Origin of the sequence: Acinetobacter sp. NEB 394 (assembly GCF_013374795.1) — a bacterium.
In the GTDB taxonomy this organism is placed as follows: Bacteria; Pseudomonadota; Gammaproteobacteria; order Pseudomonadales; family Moraxellaceae; genus Acinetobacter; species Acinetobacter johnsonii.
On sequence record NZ_CP055277.1, the window covers coordinates 414469 to 436535 of the forward strand.

Below are 22067 nucleotides of genomic sequence, written 5' to 3' on the forward strand. Positions count from 1 at the left end.
CAGAATTTCAGGATCGGCTATTTGAGTATTAGAGAAGTTGGTCTACCTATACATGCTAAATGTAGACAAAATTTAAATGCGGCAAGAGCCTTACCATCTTTTATTGAGTAAAGTTGGAGACGGACGTAGTTTTCTTGAGTTTTTGGATGATTGGGTGTATTCAATTTGGCGAGTTTTTTTAATAACGGCTGTTTTTTAGCATCTAACGATTCTATAAGGTTTTGTCCGAGTAGATGCCAAAACTTGGGTGGAAACAGGTCTTTTACTTTGGAGTAAAATGATTCTAATTGATCAATTTTATTCCACCTATAGTGGATACCTGTATGCGACGCAGTGACACGACTTAAAAATGTCTCAAGCACGGCTTCAATTTGATGAGGATCTTGTTCAAATTTCTTTTGAATATTCTCAAAAAAGAAAATCATCGCAGTTTGTTCTTCATTTGTGTCAATCATGGCTGGTTTAAGAGGGGAAGTAATATCATTGGTATACTTCTGATCAAATAATCTAAGTTTGTTCTTTTGAGACCGGATCTGACTTAATTGTTTGGCATTTTCATACCAATATTGAACGAGTTCTAAGGGAAGACCAATTTCAATTGAAACTTGGTGTGGGTCATTAGAGATTTCCAATAAATTTAGGCATTTGAAGAACACATTCAGTGAAATTTTTGATTCTTTTGTTCCAGCAAAATATTTGAAAAAATTATGCTTCTTGGAAGAAACTGAGGTGGTTTCGCTTAAAATATCCTCTACATTACTATCCAACCAACTGGTTTGATCATTGAGTAACTGTTGGCTTAAATGAGAAGAATGTTTTTCGAAATTGAATGGAGCAGAATCCTTCACTGTGTTTAGAAAATTGAAAGAAGGTTGGTAGCCCATTATTTTTTTTGCAAATTGATTATCAATATCCGGATGGTATTGAAGTATTTTATGCCCAGCCATAAGGTAGCTCAGATGAATATAACTTTTAAAAGTTTCTGTAGGATCAATATGCCCCAGTAGATGGGCAATAATAAACCAATGATTTTGACCATTTGGATTGCGTAGTAACTCCGTCCGGATAGAATAATATTCATCTTCAGAATAATCTGTCAGATTCTTTACTAGAGGAGCATAATCACAGTTAAGAAGAAGGGATAATTGATTCGTAGTTGTGTGACGAAATGAGTGAAAAGAATAACTATGATGCTTGAAAAGTCTGTTCATAATCATTCTAAAAGGTGCCGTTACTGTATATTGATTTAGTTTACGATTTCCATTCCAAGTACGGAATAGGTATGAGTTTCTCTGATTAAGTAGGCGTTGTTCAACTACATAACTATGGAAGAGCTGATATTCATCAGCTTTTAATAACACATACACGGGCACGTTTCGTTCTGAACTATCAGTTTTGAGTTCATGTAAGTTCCCTGTCTTAATAGAGCCATAAGGTCGAATCCATACTGAGAGGCAACTTAAACCTTCAACATCCTGTACACGTAAACCTAGGATTTCATCAAGGCGCATTCCTGTTCGATAAGCTAAAATATAGATGATTTTTAATACTTTATAAGTGTTTTCTTGACTTGGAGAGCTTGAAAAGAATGCATCTAACTTATTCATAAAAGATTGATAAGTTAAAGGGCCGATAATACGAGCTTTAGGCCGGTTTTGTAAGGCAAAAGATTCAAATTCGATAGATTCTGTTTGGAACAGGATTTGTTGAAATTTATGGAAGCGTTTCAACATCCTACTTGTCTCGCCTACGGATTTCTTAAACTCAGGTTGGCCTGCGTCATCTGCGAGTCGAGTGTTCGTAACTATTTGTTGGTAGATCTTCGCTATGCTTATATTGAAATCATCTTCACTATCTAGATATTGTAATGAATGAGTTAGCCAGGGTTCAGCAATACGTGAGTAATAAGTGTAAATCGAACTATCTGCTAAAGGTTTATTTTGATGCAATGATTTTTGAAATTTATCTGTGCAAAAACTAAAACATTCAGCTAGAGGCTGAATTTGTTCTAATGTTGGTTTATAAAGGCTGATCAGCCATAAAGTGACACGTTTACTGTACTCATTAAAGTTATCCGCATTTTTAATACAATATTCAATGATTAATACATAAATGCTTTGATTCGATTGTGTCGTACGAATTAGTTGTAAAAGATCTTTGTGAATCCTTATTACATTATCTAAGAGAAGTTGAACATCATCGGAGTAAGAGGGTCTCACTATGGTTGATGATTTTTCTATATCTATATCATCAATTGAATTCTGCTTATATTTGAATTTCGGTTGCAAAAATCTTTCAAACTCAGCTTCTGATAATCCACATGTTTGAATGTTTTCAAGTAAGCATTGAGAAAGTGCAGGGTCAATGTTAACTTTAGGAAGTTGCATCCAGTTAAAGTTGGCATAATTACATAAGAATTTATATGTTTTGGAATCAAAAGGCACTTCGATCTTATTGAAAATAGTCTGGAGATACTCTTCAATATTTTGATTCACTGAGCGAATATTCCTGGTATTAAAATGGATTAACCATAATCGAGTAATCTGATCTGGAATAAAATTACGTGATTTTCGAATGGTTTTCTCATCAATAAATAGATCTCCATAAGAAGAGGAGAGAGGCTCTAAAAAAATAATGTTAATATTTTCAAGATTTCTGATTTTTTCAGGATTTTTTAAATGCTCAAGCAAAGCATCTAACGACGCTTTTTGGTTCAAGCCTGAGTAAAGCATTGCTGAAATAAGAATATTTCCAATAATCTCATCGTCAGAAAATGCTTGGCTGTTATTAACTAGAACCCAATAGTCCCAAAGCTTATCCATTATTTCATCAATCTGATGACCTTTTTCGATCCAGTTCATAGTAAAAACAGGCTGATCGCGTTTCATTTCAAACGTCAGATTAGGAAGGGCCAAAGCTTCATGGAGATTTAGATTGATTTTTTTGATATATGTTCTGAAGAACTCATGTGCATATCTTTTCCAGGCAAGGCTAGGAGCTTTGTGCTTGATAAATTCATAAATTGCTGGATAGAATGCTTCAGGATTTTCACGCTTCTCAAATTCATGTTCTTTGAAATATTGGAGTAATTCCTGTTCTACATCAATCTGTAGCTGCTTTTCCTGATAGTCTCGATTTTGTTTTCTACGGTTTTCGGCATACTGTGGTTGTTTTTTTTTCATTTGAATATTAGATAAGAGCATTAAGTTCAATACCTGTAATTTGAAAATGATCTTTCATTTGTTCAAGAATGAGGGAAATTTTCGAGTATTGGGTAATAGATAGACTTGAGTAAGGATGGGCTGCTTCTTGCTGCATTTGTTCATGACCAAATAATGCTAAAATTTCAGTCTCACTAATTTTGTTACTAAGAAAAGCACGGGCCGCATGTCGGTGCCAGTTAGCATGTTCTAAGTCTAATTCAGGAGTGAAGTTTCTCACAGTCGATGGACTTAACGTTTGCCATTTTTCATTATGAAAAATATTTAGTAACGGAAGTTTGTTGACTAGAATTAGTTGTATTTGATACTGAATCTCGGGGTAACTTGGTCCAATCTGGAGTTTGAAATAGTCCAAAAAATGTAGGAATTTTTGTATTTCTTCTACAACAAAAGGGCTGAGGGGGATTAATCGTCCATAGTCGTGGCGCCCACCGATTTCTTTATCAGAGACCATGAATATTTTCCTTTTCAAATTAAAACTTTTTAAAAATCCAGGAAACTCTGAAACAGGTCTGGCAGCAGTAAAAAGTAATAAAAAGTGCCACATCCAAATGTTGTAGTGGTTGTAAACTGCTACTAAATTATGCTCATCCTGAATGAATATTTTTGTTTTTAGCACTGTAAATATTCTTTTGATCATATTTGGTGTTGGAGCTTTACGACTGCCAAAATTTAGTGTGCTGCTAGATTCGATGTCTGGAAGAGATGGCTCCGTAAATTTGAACAACTCCTATAAGTGATATTTTGCTCCCCAAATGATGTTATAAACATCGATATATGGAGTATTTTATGGCACGTAGACCAAGAAGAAATCATTCAAATGACTTTAAAGCTAAGGTAGCGCTTGCTGCGATTAAAGCAGAAAAAACACTTGCTGAATTGAGTGCTGAATTTGATGTTCATCAAAACCAAATTATCGACTGGAAAAATCAATTGCTTTCAGCTTCCTCGCAAGCCTTCGATCAATCAAAAGCTCCAGCAGAACCGCCCATTGATCTAAAAAAACTACATGCAAAAATCGGTGAGCAGGCATTAGAAATTGATTTTTTAGAAGGTGTGTTGAAGAAACTGGGCCGCTTCAACCACAAAAGTTAATCGACGACTCACTTCAGATTTCAGTATCTAAGCAAGCTAAGCTACTGAAAGTCTCCCGTGGTTGTTATTACTATCGCCCAAAACCTGTGAGTGCATCAGATCTGAAGCTGATGCGCTGTATTGATGAATTACATATGCAATACCCTTTTGCAGGTAGCCGTATGATGCGTGATTTATTGAACCGTCAAGGACATCATATAGGACGACGTCATACACGTACTTTAATGAAGAAAATGGGCATTAATGCGTTATATCGTAAACCAAATCTAAGTCAGGCCAATCAAGCTCACCGTAAATATCCATATCTGCTCAAAGGATTGAATATTCAACGGAGTAATCAAGTGTGGGCAACGGATATAACGTATATCCCTATGGCAAAAGGCTTTGTCTACTTATGTGCTGTGATTGATTGGCACAGCCGTAAGGTGCTTGCCCATAGCGTATCGATTAGTATGGAGGTTGCATTTTGTATAGAAACATTAAATGAAGCTATTGAAAAATATGGCCGACCTGAAATCTTTAATACAGACCAAGGCAGTCAATTTACCAGTGATGCATTTATTGAAGTGTTAAAATCAAATGACATCCAAATCAGCATGGATGGTAAAGGTCGTTGGGTTGATAATGTGATGATTGAACGATTATGGCGGAGCGTTAAATACGAGGAGGTTTATCTCAAAGCCTACAGCAATGTTTTTGATGCGAAAAAGCAATTAAATGCCTATTTTGAATTTTATAATTTGAAACGACCTCATTCGAGTCTGGACAAAATGACTCCAGATGAGTTTTACTATGACCAGCTACCACAACAAAATAAGGTAGCTTAACTAGAGCAGAATATCACTTATAAATAAGCTTTTAGTTGTTCAAACAAGTGGGACCATCTCTGGATAAGCATTAGATAGGGGTTCACATAGGGATTTTAAAAAAGAGAGATATTGTAGCTGTAAGGTTGGGATACTCTGATGACAATAAGAAATTGAAGAAGATTTATTTGCGTCAACACCAGTGAGAAGATCGGCAAGTTGCCTATTTCCAGTTCTATGTAGAATTGATTGATGTAAAAGAGAGCTTATTTTTATGAGTGATAATTTAGGAACATACAATTCTAATCTCAATTTTGCTAAATGTTCATTAAGTTCTTTTTCCGAAACTAGATTACTTTCTTGTAGAGAAGTTATGAATAAATTTGGTATAGGGATATCTAAATAGATTAAGTGGTTTAGGAGGGCATTTGGATAAGAAAAATTTTTGTTTTCAAAAATTGAAAACTTACTTCGAAGAAAGCATTTCCCATTGATTTTGATAACCTTTTGCCGTGAATTTAAGCTCTTAACACGTTTATTTTGTAATTTAAGCCATTCTTTCGTTGTATTTCCTGTCAGGAATGACAGCATCAAAATAAGCGATACATTACGCTTTTTATTTTGAGTGAAATCGTCATATAGTTTAGAGAGTAGAGCGCAGGTAGTGGTTTTATTTGGATATAAACTACTAAATGGCAATAAATGTTCTTTTCTCTGAATATGTTTAGAAACTAAAGGTAGTAAGTAACTCTGAATAGTCTCTGAGTTTTTAGCAAGTGGGGTGATTGTAAGGGGATCTACATGAATTTGACGGATATCTTGATCATCTAACTGTTTTTCAATATTGAGTGATTTAGACTTCGAGCCTTTGAAGACTTCTGATGACTCCAAAATGAGTTCATCTTCATCTAAGAATTGATGCTGAAGTTTAGTTTCTGTACTAACTTTGGTAATTTTTGCTTTATTTTTTAAAACATAGGTAAAAGTAACGCGAAGATCATTCAACAGGTTATTTTCAAAAGTATTCGTGTCATTTTGATTATCGTGATCTTTTAAAAATTCAACAAATTCTTCTAAAGAAAGTGTGGGATCATTTAGATAATGATTCCACAAGTTCATGTATTTTTCAGTGTTCTTATATTTTTTATTTGGGTTTAGAATGCGATTAGCTGCGCGAAAACGCTGAAATAGTCGTTTTATTGTATTAAGGTGTTCTGAAAAATTCTCTTTATTCTGATAAAGCTTTGGATATAGGTCAGGTAAAGCAATTAAATAGATTGCAGCTTTTAAAACTAAAATATTCCAAATTAAAATATTTCTTTCTGGATGTTCTAATTGCGCAATTGAGTTTACATACCAAGTAATGGGTGCCTCAAGGACTTTATTCTTTCTCGAAGAAACTAAAGGTCTTAGTTTTAACGTAGTAACATTCTCTTGTAGATCAAAGTTAAATAGATCGAGATTGAGACCATACAAATACTCATCAGTTTTTTGTGACGCTAATAAATTAACAACATACTGAATATGCTCGTTGCGATTGAGATCTTCATCTCCAAACAATTTTTCTAATATCTGTTTTAAAGATAATTTTAGAGTATTAGAAGGACTTTGAGTAAGTAAACTATTTTTTGACATGATTATTTCCAAAACTGATCTAATGTAAGTGTAAAGTCAGTATTGTTTAAAAGTTGATATACGATAGCCTCGGATTTTTCTAATTGATCAAGCACATTCTGTCGTTCTCGGTAGATATTTTTATTGCGATAATTCAACTGATTCCGTGAACAAGATAGTAATGTCGCAAGTTGTTCTAAGCTGATTTCACTATGTGGTTTATTAGAGTATTTCTTGTTTAGAGCTAAGATAGCTTTAGGTGAAATGTGGCGATTGATGAGTGTTTGTAACTTTATAGGATTCATCAGATTCAAATCGTGATGAAAAGAGGATAGAAAATCTAGAAATTCCGTACTAGCAGCATTTTTTAATAGCTCAACTTTTTCTTCGTCTTGTGGGAAAGAATGAACTAGTAATTTGATACTTTGTGGTGTTATTTCTGACCAATATAGATACGAGGAGAATTTACTTGCGATGCAATAGCCTTGAAGCTTTGAATCTTTCCATACCTGGATTTCTGGAAGAGAAGAAAATATTGATAAACTAGTTTTTAAGCTTTTGAAAGCTTCAAGATAGCAAAGATGGATGCCAATGAATTCAGGGTGTACATTAATATGGATCTTATTGAAGTTTTTGACTGATAATTCTTTATGTACACCAAATTCGTCATTGAAGCTTAATACTATTCCCATATAGACGAGTATTCTCAAAATTAAGATCTAATGTAATATTCATATATTTAATTGAAAATTAAAACAATATATACAAGCTCTATTTTGTTTGTTATTACAATTTAAATACAGATAATGACATTTTTTGTCACCTAAAATAATGTGGTATTAACCCTAATTGGATCGAAAATTAGGGGAAATTATGAAAAAATAAAATCAAAGAAGAAGGTGTTATATTTGATGTTTGTAAATAATTAAGGCGTACCTTAAGAAAATGGGGAAATTTTAATTAATTTGATAACTACAAGCATACATTCAATAAATTATTTTTTTAATTTAGTGTATTGCTTGAAATTTGTTGTTGTGCTAAATTTAATTTTAGATTCATTGATTCTAATAAGTTGATGAATTTGAAAGGTCTGATCTCAACTCTCAGGCCTTTTTTAATGCTTATTTAATTTTTTATATAATAATGCCATATTTTATTAATAAACTTGGCCATTGTTATATACTTTAACTATCTATAACCCGAATCCTGTTTAAGCTGATGTTTTCATAAACGAATCATTGGTTTATTTTGATGACAGAGTTGGTACGCACACAAAGAAGCATAAATACCAGACAAATAGCCAGCAACACTTCGAGCTTTACTCGAGACTAAATTATAGGTCCCCTTAAGCAAACTGAATAAAGTTTCAACCCTATTCCGTTGTTTCAAGTGATATCCATCTGCTTTCAATAGATCAATCGATTGCATGTTTTTACGATGATAGGTAATTAAATCAATACCTTGACTCTTTAGTCTTAATTTTAAATCTTGACTAATGTACCCACGATCAGCATAGAGTTTTGATTTGAGTCCTTCGACTAACTGTTCAACCATTTTGATGTCTGCTGTATGTCCATTAGATAATGCTGTATTTACAATTTCTCCTGATGGATTCATGAGTAAATGTAATTTACAGCCAAAGAACCATCCCATTGAACTTTTACCACGCGTTGCTATCGCAGATAGGGACTTATGACGTTGTATTCTTTGATTTTTACAAACAGGTAATGTGGTTGAATCAATCCATAAAATGAACTTTGATGATTTCTCATCAAGGCAAAATGTAAGGCATGCAAAGCCAGTTGATGTGCATTAATCAAATGAATCATACGTTGATAACAGGGTAAGCTTTTAAATAAATGATATCTATCATTTTTTAACCACAAGAAAAATGCTTTGAAATGCGTAAAATTGGAACACTTATACCAAACTACGATAAAGATAATTTCTGAAATGCTGAGCTCCGAGGGGCGAATTCTTAAGCATCTGCCGCTTTGTTTAAGAAATTTCCAATAAGTTGCTTCAAATCTAAGAAAGAAATCATCAATGACAAAGAATAATTCGGTATGAGCTATATATAGCGTAAGGAACATAAGGACTAGGGCTGTGAGTTTTGTGTGGTAACTAAACTGATGGTTCTAGCCTTTCTTTTTTCAAGTCAATTTTTTATCCAAGATTCGGGTTATCTATAAAAATTTACAATATTTTTAATAGGATTTTTCATAAATAATTTTTATCAATAAAAAATTGTTGCAAGATGAGTTGAGTAATTTAGCAGGTCGCTTATTTTCTGTGAAGGATCTTAATTATAAAATTAAATTCTCTAAGATTTTAAAAATAATAGAGATTTTAATTCAAATATTTAGGATGTATTAGATGCTATTAATCGATGTATATGAGAAATTTTTCAATATGATGAACATTATTGTACAAATCGTTTAGGTCTAAGTTATATCATGTATTACTACAGACAAGTGGCTAATCAAGGTGATTAAAAATAGGTAGTCTAGATTAGTGTTTTTAGTAGATGAGTGATCAAAGGCTTTCCTGTCTCCGTAACAAAAGTGGGGGATGGCGATCTTAACTTTGTATCATCTAGGAAGAAATACTGTTAATTATTAAGACAACAAATGCTATAAAAATAAGTTATCAGCGGAAGATTATGAAAAATTTTCTTTGAAACTAGCATGAAACCAATTTTTTATTAGATAGTGCATTGTCAAAAAAATAGTTTTGAAACATGAAGCAGGCTGTAGTTAATGTATATGCTAAGCTGTGAAATATTGATTGTTCATAATTAAAGTTACATTAGTTGAAATAGTTAATTTGACTGAAAGCTTACTTCAACTTAATATTATATCGCTGGCCTACATTGCCAGTCGGTTTTAGCAGACCGTTGATCCAGCACAGAAAATAGCCTGTCTATTTTTTGTGAACCTTCTCGTCCCCCTTTTTTTCTATGGTAGGGCAGGAGGGGGACGTCTTTGACGTGCTGGTTCCTTGGATCCCAGTCTGCTAACCCTCTTTTGCTCTGCCACCATTATTTAGCAGTAATCGGCAGAGCTTCTTAATATTCAAGGAGCTTCTCATGCTGTATCCATCTATTCTTTATTGTGTCTCCGCACCTGTTCAACCTTGTTGTGTCATTCAACAGGGCATACAGCACTGATTTTAATTTTTAAGCTGTATTAAAAAACATTTTTACACGAACAATCTCTAAGGTGGATGGCTCAATCACGCCTATAAAAAAATACTTATTTTTATATCCCCTTGTGATTGTCAATTGCATTGAACATGCGGGGAACAATGATGTCTGAATTCACTCAACCAAAAATCATTCCAATCGAAAATCGTCCACCAAAATCCAAAGTCTTTGTAAAGTGCATCGTGGTGCCGATCGTCATTTTTTTAATTCTGGCCAAAGTCTTTTCCTTTGGCTGGTTTGGCTACCTATTCTTTGGCATCTGGCTGTTATGGTTTGTGATTGTTTATTACTTGTATACCTATGGCAGCACCTACTTTGCAGGTATGACGGAGCAACTGACCCGTCAAGGTGAACAGTTTAATTATCACAATCGTGGGGTCTGGATTAACAGTCAGCATAAAACCATTATTCTGTTTGATGAACCTGAACAGCGTTTAGTGAAATACCCATTTGACTATATTACGTCGGTCGGTCACTTCAACTTAGTTGAAGACAAAGTCTCTTATTCCAGCACAATCACCAGCAATCCGATGAAGGGAACGCATATCCGCCATCATGAACATCGCAGCCCAGTCAAAAGAGAATACCAAGTCAATATTGGAACACGCGACCCATTCAAACCGCATTACCGCCTCAAAGTGTTGTTTCCTTGGCGTAGCCCCAAAATGGCCAGTGAAATCCGCCAACTACTGTCGGCTGATCATTACCAATAATAACTAAGCATAAGAGGGGGGGATAAAATGATGAAACGTATAAAAAAGGGGATACCATCCATTAGAATCAGCACCCTGATGCTGACCATCAGTATGGCGATGGTTGGATGTGGCGGTGGTGGGTCAGGTGGAAATACTGGTTCCAATAGTGGTGGAACGGGTGGGGCAAACGATGGTGGTACTTCACCTCAACCTGTCACGTGTTCTGAAACGCAATATCTGCAAGAAGGGATCTGTAAAAACAAGACAGCACAACGCTTTGAACCCTTAGAGATCCATCGCTTTCTCAAAGGTCAAATGTATCAGTTAAATCTGAAGACGGATCAAGATCTGGCCCTCAGTTTGAGCAGTGAGAGTCCAAGTATTTGTGACTTCGAACAAGGCGAGCTCAAAGCCCTTGGTGTGGGCAAATGTAGTTTAACACTGACACAAGCAGGAACATCACAGCTTCTGCCTGTGCATAGCACGATGGTGGTGGATGTCATTGAGGCGCATGCAGAGGAGCATAAAGATCTGAATGCCTGTCAGGCCGGGAGACCCAGTGAGGCGGAGCGTCAGCTGTTTATCAATACACTGAATGAGATTCGTGCCTTACACAATCTGCCGAAAGTTCGCTACGACGATGCCTATGAAGACCAAATGATGCAAGCCTCTATGTTACTGGCGGTGAATGAAAAGACCTCACACTATCCGGATCGTACTTGGCGCTGTTTTAGTGATATTGGCTATCAAGGGGCTTCAACATCGAACTTGAATTTTATTCAAGCCTATCAACCTTTAGCCAGCTACGGTGCAGATACCCATCTGATCAATTGGTTGATTGAAAAAAACTCGGCCAGCATTGGACATCGACGTCATATCTTGAGTCCCTTCCTGATCAAAACCGCCTATGGTGAAGTCTCCAATACTGAGGCTAAAAGCGTATCGACCATCTTAGGCGCTGCCATGAAAGTGGTCTATCCCTTTGCATCGCAAACCCTAAGTACCACGATGCCGAAAGGGGTGATTGCTTATCCGTATCATGTGTATCCGAAGAAATTCTTTTCAAAAGCTGAACCTTTATCCTTGTCGATATTAGTCAATCCACAAAATGCTTATGCCAACAATACGGTGGATTTTTCACAGGCAAAGCTCACAGTGACGAGACGGGATAATCAGCAAGTTCAAACGATCAGCAACATCCAGTATGACAATATCAGCTATGGTTTAGTGGCCAATAATCTGCAATTTCATTTTAGTGCAATGCAATACAACGTGATCTATGACGTTCAGGTGAAGAATGTATGGGTGGATGGAAAAGCTGAGGACTATACCTACTGGTTTAAAGTTGATGATCAGTCCGGTGAACAACGCTTATCAGGAGAACAACGCTCAGCAGGAGAATCATCCAATGAGATTTAAGCTGAGATCATTTTTACTCGCCAGCGCTTCATTATTTGCATTGCAGACTGCGGTAGCTCAACCTGTTTCTACCGCCAATGCAGTGACTGTGCAGCCAGTGACTTTAGAGCAAGGCTTAAACTGTTTGGATTGGGCCAAGCAAGAACAGTCTTTTAGCAATCAACTGGCCACGGGCGATTGGACGCATACCGCAGCCTCTGATCTAACGGTTCTACAGAAACAATTTAAACAGCAATACACCCAGCAAAAATCAACTGTTGTAGATGATCCAGACGATGAAAACTACTGTGAGGATTGTCCTGAAATAGAAGTCTATTTGCCCAACGATCAACGCAATCCGATTCAACGGATTGAGGCTTTGATGCAGGTCAGTGTGGCTGGGGCCAGTACCTCGATTTATCGCAATGATGACATGGCCCAAACCAAAGATAACATTGAAGCGGGTTTAAATATTCAGCTCAGTCACTATAGTGGACAGCAATTTAAACGCTTTAAACAGCAGTGGGATCAAGCCTTAGCACATGACAATGAAAAACGAACCAAGACCCAGCAGGTCTTTCAACAGTATCCGCATTTAAAGGTGTTTAACGGAGAGGTCTTTCAAAACGGAAAGCGTTACAGCCCTAAACAGATTTACATCTATACCCAGCACTATAAACGGGATGTTTCTGATCTGAGCAGCATGATTGCTTATATCAGTCTGTATGACCATCCAATAGATCCATCACAGCACATATTACAGTGTGGCTTTATTGACAATATGTTTTAAACCGCTTCAACCGAATAAATAAAGAGTAACGCCATGAAAAAAATATTTTTAGCGGGCTTATGTCTCAGCCTTTCAAGCTTGGCCTGTGCGGGCGCCAAAGAAAGCCTAATCGGAAAACGTCTGGTGATGGACATCCCGGATGTTCAATGTGCCGGCTTGTCCTTCTCAAAAAATGGCAAAGATGCGGCGATGTATGCAGAACTGGGGCAGTGTCAGGATCCCATGCCGCTTAGGGTCAGATGGTTGGATGACAAGACCTTTATCTTAATCGAAAAAGTACGTCTCAATGAGACCTCTCCGCCACGTAGCTTCTTATACAAAGTCAAAAGCATCAATCAGGATTATGTGCAGCTAACAGAAATCTGGACCGGGTGGGGAGACTCAAAAGACGATACGCTGGGTTATTATTTTAGATAAACTGGACCTTAATTGAGTCATTTGGATATTGTGAGTGCTTGTGTTGAATTAAATGCGAATAGCGTTAAAATTCTGCCCAAGCAATTAAGAAATGTCTTTGAGTTAATAGAAGCTGGTAAAATAACATGTAAAAATTGAAATTAATTTAGATTTCAACTAGCTTTTTAATTTTTCATAAGCTTGAATACAGTGCAAAATATATTGATTAAATTAGTAAATGACTATTTTAAAACTATTAACTTTTAAATTATGGGTAAGGAATAAATAATTTAGAATCTAAAAATTTATCTTTATAATCGTAATTGAATAAATGTGATTTTTGAGTGAATTAAATGGATTATGGGGGATTTTAGAAAGTAAAAACTTTAGATTTATGTTGCCAATTATATTGATAAAACTTAATCTCGATCAGATAAATAATAGAGTATGTAAGTCTGTAGTAATAAATAAAAAAATTAGAAATAGAGCTGTTGTTTCATTAATAGTGCAACATTATTTAAATAGTTAAACACAGAAATTGCATAAAAATTAATAACGTGATAAGTTTTAGATGTAAAATTTTAATTTTTGAGCCATAAAAAAAATGTTAGATAACGATAGAATATCTAAAGGAAATCCTTACTCGAATTATTTGAATTCTTTGAGTGAAGCTGAGAAGAAAAAGTTAGGATTGGTAAAGAGGTTGCTTGAAATTTATACTGGAAATGAGAGGCTTAGAAATACTTTAAATATTGGTATACCTATTGAAAATATTGACAAAAATTTTAAAGGAAGTGGGATTAGTCTAAATGATGTGATGCCAGTAATAGACTCGTCAATAATCCCAAGTCATTTTTCTCAAAAAGAGATTAAAGAAAAATGGCCCTTAGTCGGGCTTTGGTTAGACTATATTGATGCGGCTAAAGCTTACCGAAAGTACTCAATAGAAATAGGGAGTAATTATGACATTTGGCCTGAGTTTGATAAATGGCGTAGACGGAATATAAATAGAGTTTCGATAGAGATGGGAGCAAAATCAGTGGGGATTATCCATCCACCAATAGCATTTGAGTTGTCGGATGGATGTTCAGTAGGATGTTGGTTTTGTGGTATTTCTGCAGAAAAATTTAAGGGGCATTTTGAGTTAACTCCTGAAAATTTACGAGAGTGGAAAGCAATTGTGAACGAAGCTTATTCTTTGTTAGGCTCATCTATGGAATCAAGTTTCTTATACTGGGCTACGGACCCATTAGATAATCCAGATTATCTCGAGTTTCTAGAAACATATACATCTATAGTCGATGCAATACCACAAACAACTACCGCCATTGCTTTAAAAAATGTGGATTTAACAAAAAGTGTATTGAAATTCTGGGAAGATAAAAAAACGGTTCCAAATCGCTTCTCAGTATTGACAACTTCGATATTAGAAAAAATCCATAGTAATTTTAATGACGAAGAATTATTGGGTGTAGAGTTAGTATTACAGAATCAAGGTGCATTATTCACTATTAAATCGGCTTCAGGAAAAGCTTTAATAAACGAAGATGAAAAAGTATTTTTTTCTGAATCAAAGAAGAAAAAATTCGAATCAGTCGATGGAGGCTCAACAATTGCCTGTGTATCAGGATTTTTGATCAATATTGTAACAAAATCAATTAAACTTGTTAGCCCGACAATAGCAAATGATATATGGCCTAATGGATATATTATATTTGATGAAGCAAAATATGATTCACCTGATCAAATATCAAAAATTATGAAGAGTATGATCTCTAAATCATCACTTGAGATTAATGCTAAAAAGGCTATAAAAATAGTTGCTAATGTAGAGCTACAGTTTGAGAATGGTATGGCATTTCTAAAAACTCCAAATTTAAAGAGGGAAATTAAGTGTTCAGAAAAATTTATTGAGTATTGTAATAGTGGTTCTCATACTCCAGTTGATATCGTTTTAATGGATGATAATAAAATCAAGAATTTTCACCTTATCAATTTTTTATGGGACAATGGTTTAGTTGAAACGTAATCTAATTTTAAATTATTAAAGAGGTTAACATGAAAGATAAAGATTGTCTTGATAGAGAAATTAAAGAGAATTTAGAGCAAGATTTTAATCTGATTCATTTGTTGGATGAAGTAAAAGTACAAAACAATATATCAATTAATAATAAAGATCTAGCAGAATACATAAATACCGAGTTGAATTCTGAATTATTAAGTACCTCTATATTTTTAAGAGCAAAGGGTGATGATTGGATTGAAATTAATGAAGGAGATCCTGTTTTAGATAATGTTTCTGGAGCCGCTGCAGGCAATATTAATCAAGCAATTAATGTGAATTATGCTGTTAATATCAATGCAGTCACAAATGCTATAGCTGCGGCCAATGCAGTAGCTTATCTTATGGTAATTGGCATTCAGTATGTAGCAATAGGACAAACAGGAGGGTTTTGTTGTTTCCCGCGCGGAACTGGGGTGCGAAAAGTAGATGGAACTAAGATATCGATTGAAAAAATTAATATAGGTGATGAATTAGCTTCTATAGACGGAAAAAAAGGTGTAGTGGTTGAACGAGTTTTATGTGAAGTAAAGAAAGGCGATAAAATTTATAATGTTAATAATGAAATTGAAAGTACCTGGGAACAGTTATTTCTAGGAGAACATGGGGAGTGGTTAGCAGTAGATATAGATGGTTATCGCTTATATCGAACAATCAAAAGAATAAATAAACCGAATTTTGGTTTGGAAGATACTGCTGTAAAACAAATGAAAGTTGGAGATAAGGTTTATTTATTTGATAAATTATCTGAAGTGGTTAGCATTAACCATAGGGTTGTTGATAAAAATGAAACATTACATTCATTTGTTCTTAATGGTACAAAAGTATTTTATGCTAATGATTATGCGGTGGAAAGTTCAGTGTAAAACGTGATTAATTTTTAAATGAGTTTAGATATAAAATGGAAATGAATAATTATGCTGAAATAGCTTTTAATGATTTTAATAATAATGTTAGGTCAATTTTTTATGATATTCATAAAAATAAACTAATATGGAAGGATACTAATGAGTTAGTTGATCTTAGTACAATAGGAAGATCATATACAAGGCCTACTGAGCCATGGGAACATCATAATCAAACTGATGTTAATCCACTGAACCCTGGAGTAAAATCAGGGCCTTTTCGTTTAATTAAAATTCAGTTGGGACTCAGTTGTAATTTTAGTTGCGATTATTGTGCTCAGACTCCTCATAATTCTCCGAAGGAGTTGTCATTAAGAAAGATGGCAAAAAGGGAGGATGTCTATAAGTTGCTTGAAAACTTAGATCATATAATTAACGACACTGATAAAGTAATTTTTGAACTGTGGGGGGGGGAGCCATTTTTATATTGGCCAATAATAAATGTACTAGCAACAGAGCTTATAAATAAATATTCAAATAGTATTATAAGTATAACAACAAACGGGTCTTTGATTAATTCTGAAATAGCAAATTGGATATTGGATAATGATAATATCACGATAACAATTAGTCATGATGGCGAAAGTACACATAGAGATGAAAATGTTTTAAAGAATATAAATATTTACAACTTATTTCATGAGTTGAAAGGAACAATACGTCCGCTAAAATTCAACTGCGTTTTAACTATTGATAATATATCTATATCAAAAATTAGAAAATTCATTGCAGATGAATTGGAAACAGATCCTATAGAAATAATATTACTTACTGAAGGTTTGGCTATGCCTATTATTCATAATGATAATGATTATGATGCCAAACACCTTAATGTAATTTATAAAGAAATCATATCAGGAGAGTCATTATTTGCATATGGTGTTGATATTTTTGGTTTTTTTAAAATGATAAGTGAGTCAAAACCATCAAACTGTATTGAGCAAAAATGCGGTTTAGATCGGGCTGATGTGTTGGTTCTAAATTTAAAAACGCAGCATGTTGTTACATGTCAAAATACATTACCGGAAGGAAAACATGATATAGGTCCTATTTCTGACTTGAAGAACTTAAAGATAAATACAATTTTCCATTGGAAATCTAGAAAAAATTGTTCAAATTGTCCTTTACTTTCTTTCTGTAAAGGTAGCTGCCTATATTTGGAGGGTGAAAAATTTGATCAAGTTTGTAAATCACAATTTTTTTATAGGCTACCTTTTTTATGTGCAGCACTATATTGGATAACAGGACTAATCCCTATAAGTTTAAAGTGTGAAATGGGTGAATTTGATCTAAAAGATATTACATTTTTGGAAAAATAATGTTAAAAACAGAATTATTTATTGAGAGACCTGATAATAGAATCTGGCCAATACCTGGTGTTTATGCATGTAAGGGTATTTTTGAAGAGAATGGAATATATATAAATATTCATGATAGTTTTTTAAAAATTCCTAGTGAACTTTTGATTAATTATTTAAAGAAATTTTATGGAGATAAAGTTTTCTGGATAAGTATTTATATTGGTGGTTTTTATTATGAAGAATTAAAGATAGATTTCAAGAGTTGGCTTGAAGGTATAAATAGTAAAATTGGTTTAATAAGAAATAGTTTACCAAATTTTAATTCTTGTATCATTAGTCTTGCAGGTGATGATTCAAATTTTAAAGAAATCTTTTTTAACTCGCAGGCTGTATTGGTAAATGGCTATGATTCAATATTAGATTATGCAAATTTAGTTAACTTAAAAAATAACAATTTAATATATAGTGATCGTAAATTTGTTAATTATCCTCCAGCTAATGGTTTTCAATGGCGTTCTTTAAATTTAATGATTGACATGCCACCTTTGATTTGTCCAATTGGTTATTGTAGAAATTGTGATTTAGAAAAAAATAACTGCGATATTTATTTGAGTTCAAAAGTAAATGTTTTACATGAAAATTTTGATTCTTTAGAGAGAGAGATTCTAGTAGGAGAATTGCCTTTAAATTTGATGTTAACTGGAAATCCATTGACACTAAACAATACAAAGCTTAAAAATACATATGAGCTAATCAATAAAATATCTCCTAATAATAGTATTGAGTTACATTTAGAAATTAACTTTTTTGATTTTTTTTGTCTGTCTGAATCATGGGCGCTTATAAAAAAATTAAGGATTGGATCTTTAAAATTAATAATCCCATTATATAAAGAATATTGTGAAAATTTTGAAAAATTAGTATTTGATACAATTGTTAAAATTAGAAATATAATAGGATATGTACCTTATATTTTAATAAATTTCATTGCAGGATTCCCTGGAAATAACCTTAGTCTGATCAAGCTGTATATATCCTCTCTTGAGTGTTATGTTGACCTAATTTGCCTAGAAGAAAATTCATTAAATATAAATTCTAAGCTAGCAAAGAGTGGTGAATATAAGTTGAATAGTACGATAGATATTTGGGGTAATTGCGACTGGGAACTACCCAGTCTATCAAGAAAAGAGTTGGTAGATTTTATATTATTACATAAATTAAATTTGTATAATTCAAAAAATATCGCATATCTTGCATATTCAGATATATATAATATTTTACATGCAAGCAATGATAGATATTCCTCTATACAGATTAGGGAAGATATAAACCTTTCTAAAATTAATAAGGACATAGCTATTTCTGAATTTAACAAGCGACATCAGCTAGAATTAAATAAATATATTAATAGTTACAATAATGTTAGCGGAATGTAATTTACCAGAATATTATAGCATTAAGGTTCGAAGGTTTTAAATAAATATGAAGAGTGAAATTATTGAAAATCAAGTTTTAAATTTAATACAGTGGCTCAGAAATGAGACTGAACTTAGTCTTACGAACTGGAATATAAAACTAAAAAAAAATCTCACTCTAGATAAGTTGGAAACTATTAAAAAAGAGCTTCTAAAATTTGGCAAAATTCAAGATGTTAGTAATATAAATGAATTAGAAAATTCAAATTTTACAATTCAAATAAAATTTGAATTATCTGAATATTTCGTAAATTTTAGATTTGATCATCAGAATAAATTAAAGGGTTTATTTTTTTTCCCTAATAATTATGAACTAAGAGAAGATATAAAACTTCCATCAAATATTATTGATATCGCTGAAGAAATAACGTCTAAAATAGGTTCAAATAAGGAATTCCTAATTGATAGCTCTATGTTAATTCCGTTACATAAAACCTCAGCAATGATGGTTATGGTCCAAGGAAGTGGTGCATTAGATAAAAATGAGAATGTTGGTAATTGCGCCCCTTTTTTCGATATAGCTGTTAATTTGGTAAAAAATAATATAGCTAGTATTAGATTTGACAAAAGAACATGGGTATATCCATTTCTAAATATGAAAGATCCAGAGGAAGAGATAATTAATGATGCAGTTTTAGCTGCCAATTTAGCTTATGATCAATTAAAAAAAAATGATATTCCAGTAGTATTACTTGGTCATAGTCAAGGTGCGTTATTTTTGGCAAAGATTGCTGAGAAATTAAAATATACGGTAAGTGGGTTTATTTTGTTAGCTCCTCCTGCTGATAATGATATTCATAATAGATTGATATATCAGTTGAATTATTTATCAGGTAAAAATCCAGAATTGCACGATATATATTTAAAAAAAATAAAAGAAGTTACTTTAGCGAAAAGGAACTGGGAAAAGTGTAAAAAGAGTGATTCCAATATTTGTGATTTTGATGATAATCTTATTTTTAATAAGGCAGGGGAATATTTGAAATACCTTGAAAGTTATGATCCAATTGAAGAATTTAACAAAATTAATATACCAATATTTGTATTGCAAGGTGGTAAGGATTACAATGTTTTGCCGAACAAGGATTTTTTAAAGTGGAAGAATTATGTATTAAAATCAAATAATAGAAAAAGTGTTTGTAAGTTATACCCACACCTAAATCATTTTTTTTATAATGAAGATGAGGTGAAATCTTTTAATTACGTTGAATCAATTGTTATTAAGGATATTGTGGATTGGGTGGAGTGTTTATAGTTTAATTATTAGACCTCTTATGAAATACATTATTGCAAGTTCATCTAGTTTACCAGTGCAGCAATGAAGTTAAAGCGTAAATCAAATTTTTTTCAGCCTATTTCTATGGCGTTCACTTAATTTTCTAAAGATTTTCAATTGACTATTGATGTGTTCGATCACAACTCGTATTTTCCAATCATTTTATTTTAGTCTTTCACAACATTAAAAAAAAGAATAGACACTTAATTTTATACATTTACATCAATAACTTAAAGAGGATTTTTTGCACAAACCTATTCTTAAAGCTATCTTTAGCAATATAATTTGCGAATGAAGAAGCCAGCACTTAAAATTTACCATACAACCAATTGGTTCTCATTAATCGTAGAAATATTGCCATTTGGTTTGATCCTAAAACTCAGTGGTATGCTCAGTCTCAAAGTAAGTATGAACGAAATCAAACCTACTTAGCTACAGCGTTCAATGTTGTTCAATGATTAAATCCTTATTTCGACTCTCTTTAAGTATGATCACGTGCTTTGTACAAAGTCTGATTAAACTGTGTGGTCTAGATTGGATTGCGCCAGATTATTCCGCTCTCAGTCGCAGACAAAAGCATATTGATATTCAAATTAGGTATGAAAAGAGTTGTAATGGACTACATCTACTCGTAGATTCAATAGGCTTGAAGTTTTTAGGTGAGGGTGAATGGAAACGCAAGAAACACCAACCTGAATATCGTCGCCAATGGCGTAAACTCCATATTGGTATAGATGCTGCAACACTGCAAATACGGACAGTTCAGCTCACAACGAATAATGTCAGTGATTCACAAATACTCGGAGATTTACTTGATCAAATTTCACTGGATGAGCAAATTGACTCCGTATATAACGATGGGGCTTATGATACAAAACGATGCAGTCAGTTTGTTGCAGATCGTCAAGCGCATACAGTGATTCCATCCAGAAAAAATACAAAGCCTTGGAAGGATCAAAAGATTAGCTCACAGGAGCGAAATGACTTACTAGGTGGAAGATTATGGAAAAAATGGTCAGGCTATCATTGGCGAAGTCTGGTTGAAACCAAGATGCATTGCATTAAATTTATTAGGCGATAAACTCTGCTCAAGGAATTTTGACAGCCAAGTGAATAAGATTCATGCACGCGTAGCCGTATTAAATAAATTTACGGAATTAGGCAGACCTCATACCCAAGTTGTCACTTAAATTTTAGCAACTTAGGAAAACTCTACCTTTAAATCTTTGTGCAACAAAGCCTCGTTTCAGTCAAAAATTGTCGAGATCCGTCAATTAGGCATTTGAATTAAGAATCTGAAAAGAGTTTTAAATTCTAGTATTTCATTAAATTTTTTTGTATGGTAATAATATCTAAATTTTTATTTTCGAGAAAATATAATGATATTCCGTTCAAAAGTTGATTGGTGGTTTACTTTAATAATTTTAGGTTCTACTTGTTTAATGTTGTTCCCTTTTTTTTATTTTTGGGAAAATTTTGATACTATTTCTTATGGGGGAGTATTTCGCGTTCTATTATTAATAGTAATAGTTTTTTTTGGTTATTATACAATGTGGCTTCAATTTTTTAACACTAAGTATGCAATTTTTGAAGATAAAATATTTATTCAATGCGGATTTTATCGTAAAGAAATTATATTAAGCTCTATTGTCTTAATTAAAAGTATGAAGTCTTTTTCTTCCTCTCCTGCCTTATCTGTCGATAGAGTTTATATTAAATACTGTGTAAATGGACTAACCGAAGAAGTTTTTATATCACCAAAAAACAAAACTGAATTTATAAATATTATTAGCGGAAGAATATGAGTAATAATAGTGTTATCTGGTGC

General features: G+C 33.4%; 13 protein-coding genes and 5 pseudogenes. 12 read left to right on the top strand and 6 right to left on the bottom strand.

The genetic code is table 11. The annotated features are described in order from the left end of the window. Positions 1 to 17: 17 nt before the first annotated feature. Both HUK62_RS01820 and HUK62_RS01825 read right to left on the bottom strand, forming a co-directional pair. Complete coding sequence (locus tag HUK62_RS01820; protein WP_176536935.1) at positions 18 to 3203, bottom strand: tyrosine-type recombinase/integrase; 3186 nt, start codon at positions 3201 to 3203, stop codon at positions 18 to 20. Continuing rightward, positions 3190 to 3915, bottom strand: a pseudogene (locus tag HUK62_RS01825) (hypothetical protein); the annotation flags it as partial. The gene HUK62_RS01820 and the pseudogene HUK62_RS01825, both read right to left, overlap by 14 nt. 95 nt (positions 3916 to 4010) lie before the next feature. On the opposite strand from HUK62_RS01825, the gene HUK62_RS01830 reads away from it, so the two are divergent. Next, a protein-coding gene (locus tag HUK62_RS01830) for an IS3 family transposase (protein WP_223287772.1) occupies positions 4011 to 5143 on the top strand; the annotation gives its coding sequence in 2 pieces (ribosomal slippage) (positions 4011 to 4263 and positions 4263 to 5143; 1134 coding nt in all). A 69-nt stretch (positions 5144 to 5212) separates the two neighbouring features. Here HUK62_RS01830 and HUK62_RS01835 read toward each other — a convergent pair. From HUK62_RS01835 to HUK62_RS01845, 3 genes and pseudogenes are all read right to left on the bottom strand, one after another. Further along, positions 5213 to 6757 (bottom strand): annotated as a pseudogene (locus HUK62_RS01835) (hypothetical protein); the annotation flags it as partial. 2 nt (positions 6758 to 6759) lie between these two features. Further along, the gene (locus HUK62_RS01840; protein ID WP_176536937.1) at positions 6760 to 7428 is read right to left on the bottom strand and encodes a hypothetical protein; all 669 of its coding nucleotides are present in this window, start codon (positions 7426 to 7428) and stop codon (positions 6760 to 6762) included. A gap of 532 nt (positions 7429 to 7960) precedes the next feature. Beyond that, positions 7961 to 8829: pseudogene (locus HUK62_RS01845) on the bottom strand (IS982 family transposase). Positions 8830 to 10045: 1216 nt separating this feature from the next. Between HUK62_RS01845 and HUK62_RS01850 the strand changes: the two are divergent. The 9 genes from HUK62_RS01850 (at position 10046) to HUK62_RS01890 (ending at position 20218) form a co-directional block, all read left to right on the top strand. After that, complete coding sequence (locus HUK62_RS01850) at positions 10046 to 10654, top strand: hypothetical protein (RefSeq protein WP_176538429.1); 609 nt, start codon at positions 10046 to 10048, stop codon at positions 10652 to 10654. Positions 10655 to 10681: 27 nt separating this feature from the next. Beyond that, positions 10682 to 12055, top strand: coding sequence for a CAP domain-containing protein (locus tag HUK62_RS01855; protein ID WP_176536938.1), 1374 nt, complete (start codon positions 10682 to 10684; stop codon positions 12053 to 12055). Next, positions 12045 to 12824, top strand: coding sequence for a hypothetical protein (locus HUK62_RS01860; protein ID WP_176536939.1), 780 nt, complete (start codon positions 12045 to 12047; stop codon positions 12822 to 12824). The genes HUK62_RS01855 and HUK62_RS01860 overlap by 11 nt, the downstream gene beginning before the upstream one ends. Before the next feature lie 33 nt (positions 12825 to 12857). Continuing rightward, on the top strand, positions 12858 to 13241 hold the full coding sequence (locus HUK62_RS01865) for a hypothetical protein (protein WP_176536940.1): 384 nt from the start codon (positions 12858 to 12860) through the stop codon (positions 13239 to 13241). A gap of 583 nt (positions 13242 to 13824) precedes the next feature. Next, the gene (locus HUK62_RS01870; RefSeq protein ID WP_176536941.1) at positions 13825 to 15249 is read left to right on the top strand and encodes a radical SAM family RiPP maturation amino acid epimerase; all 1425 of its coding nucleotides are present in this window, start codon (positions 13825 to 13827) and stop codon (positions 15247 to 15249) included. A 29-nt stretch (positions 15250 to 15278) separates the two neighbouring features. Beyond that, positions 15279 to 16148 carry a hypothetical protein gene (locus tag HUK62_RS01875; RefSeq protein ID WP_176536942.1) on the top strand — a complete coding sequence of 290 codons (870 nt, stop codon included), beginning with the start codon at positions 15279 to 15281 and terminating at the stop codon, positions 16146 to 16148. Positions 16149 to 16183: 35 nt separating this feature from the next. Further along, positions 16184 to 17506, top strand: a complete 1323-nt coding sequence (locus HUK62_RS01880; protein ID WP_176536943.1) for a radical SAM protein — start codon at positions 16184 to 16186, stop codon at positions 17504 to 17506. Next, the gene (locus HUK62_RS01885; RefSeq protein ID WP_176536944.1) at positions 17506 to 18924 is read left to right on the top strand and encodes a hypothetical protein; all 1419 of its coding nucleotides are present in this window, start codon (positions 17506 to 17508) and stop codon (positions 18922 to 18924) included. The genes HUK62_RS01880 and HUK62_RS01885 overlap by 1 nt, the downstream gene beginning before the upstream one ends. A 46-nt stretch (positions 18925 to 18970) precedes the next feature. After that, a complete protein-coding gene (locus tag HUK62_RS01890; RefSeq protein WP_176536945.1) occupies positions 18971 to 20218 on the top strand; it encodes an alpha/beta hydrolase in 1248 nt (415 codons plus the stop codon). 44 nt (positions 20219 to 20262) lie between these two features. On the opposite strand, the pseudogene HUK62_RS18945 reads toward HUK62_RS01890, so the two are convergent. Beyond that, a pseudogene (locus HUK62_RS18945) lies at positions 20263 to 20489 on the bottom strand (IS5/IS1182 family transposase); the annotation flags it as partial. Positions 20490 to 20530: 41 nt separating this feature from the next. Between HUK62_RS18945 and HUK62_RS01895 the strand changes: the two are divergent. Together HUK62_RS01895 and HUK62_RS01900 are read left to right on the top strand one after the other, a co-directional pair. Beyond that, positions 20531 to 21429 (top strand): annotated as a pseudogene (locus tag HUK62_RS01895) (IS5 family transposase). 189 nt (positions 21430 to 21618) lie between these two features. After that, positions 21619 to 22044, top strand: coding sequence for a PH domain-containing protein (locus HUK62_RS01900; RefSeq protein WP_176536946.1), 426 nt, complete (start codon positions 21619 to 21621; stop codon positions 22042 to 22044). Positions 22045 to 22067: the final 23 nt, after the last annotated feature.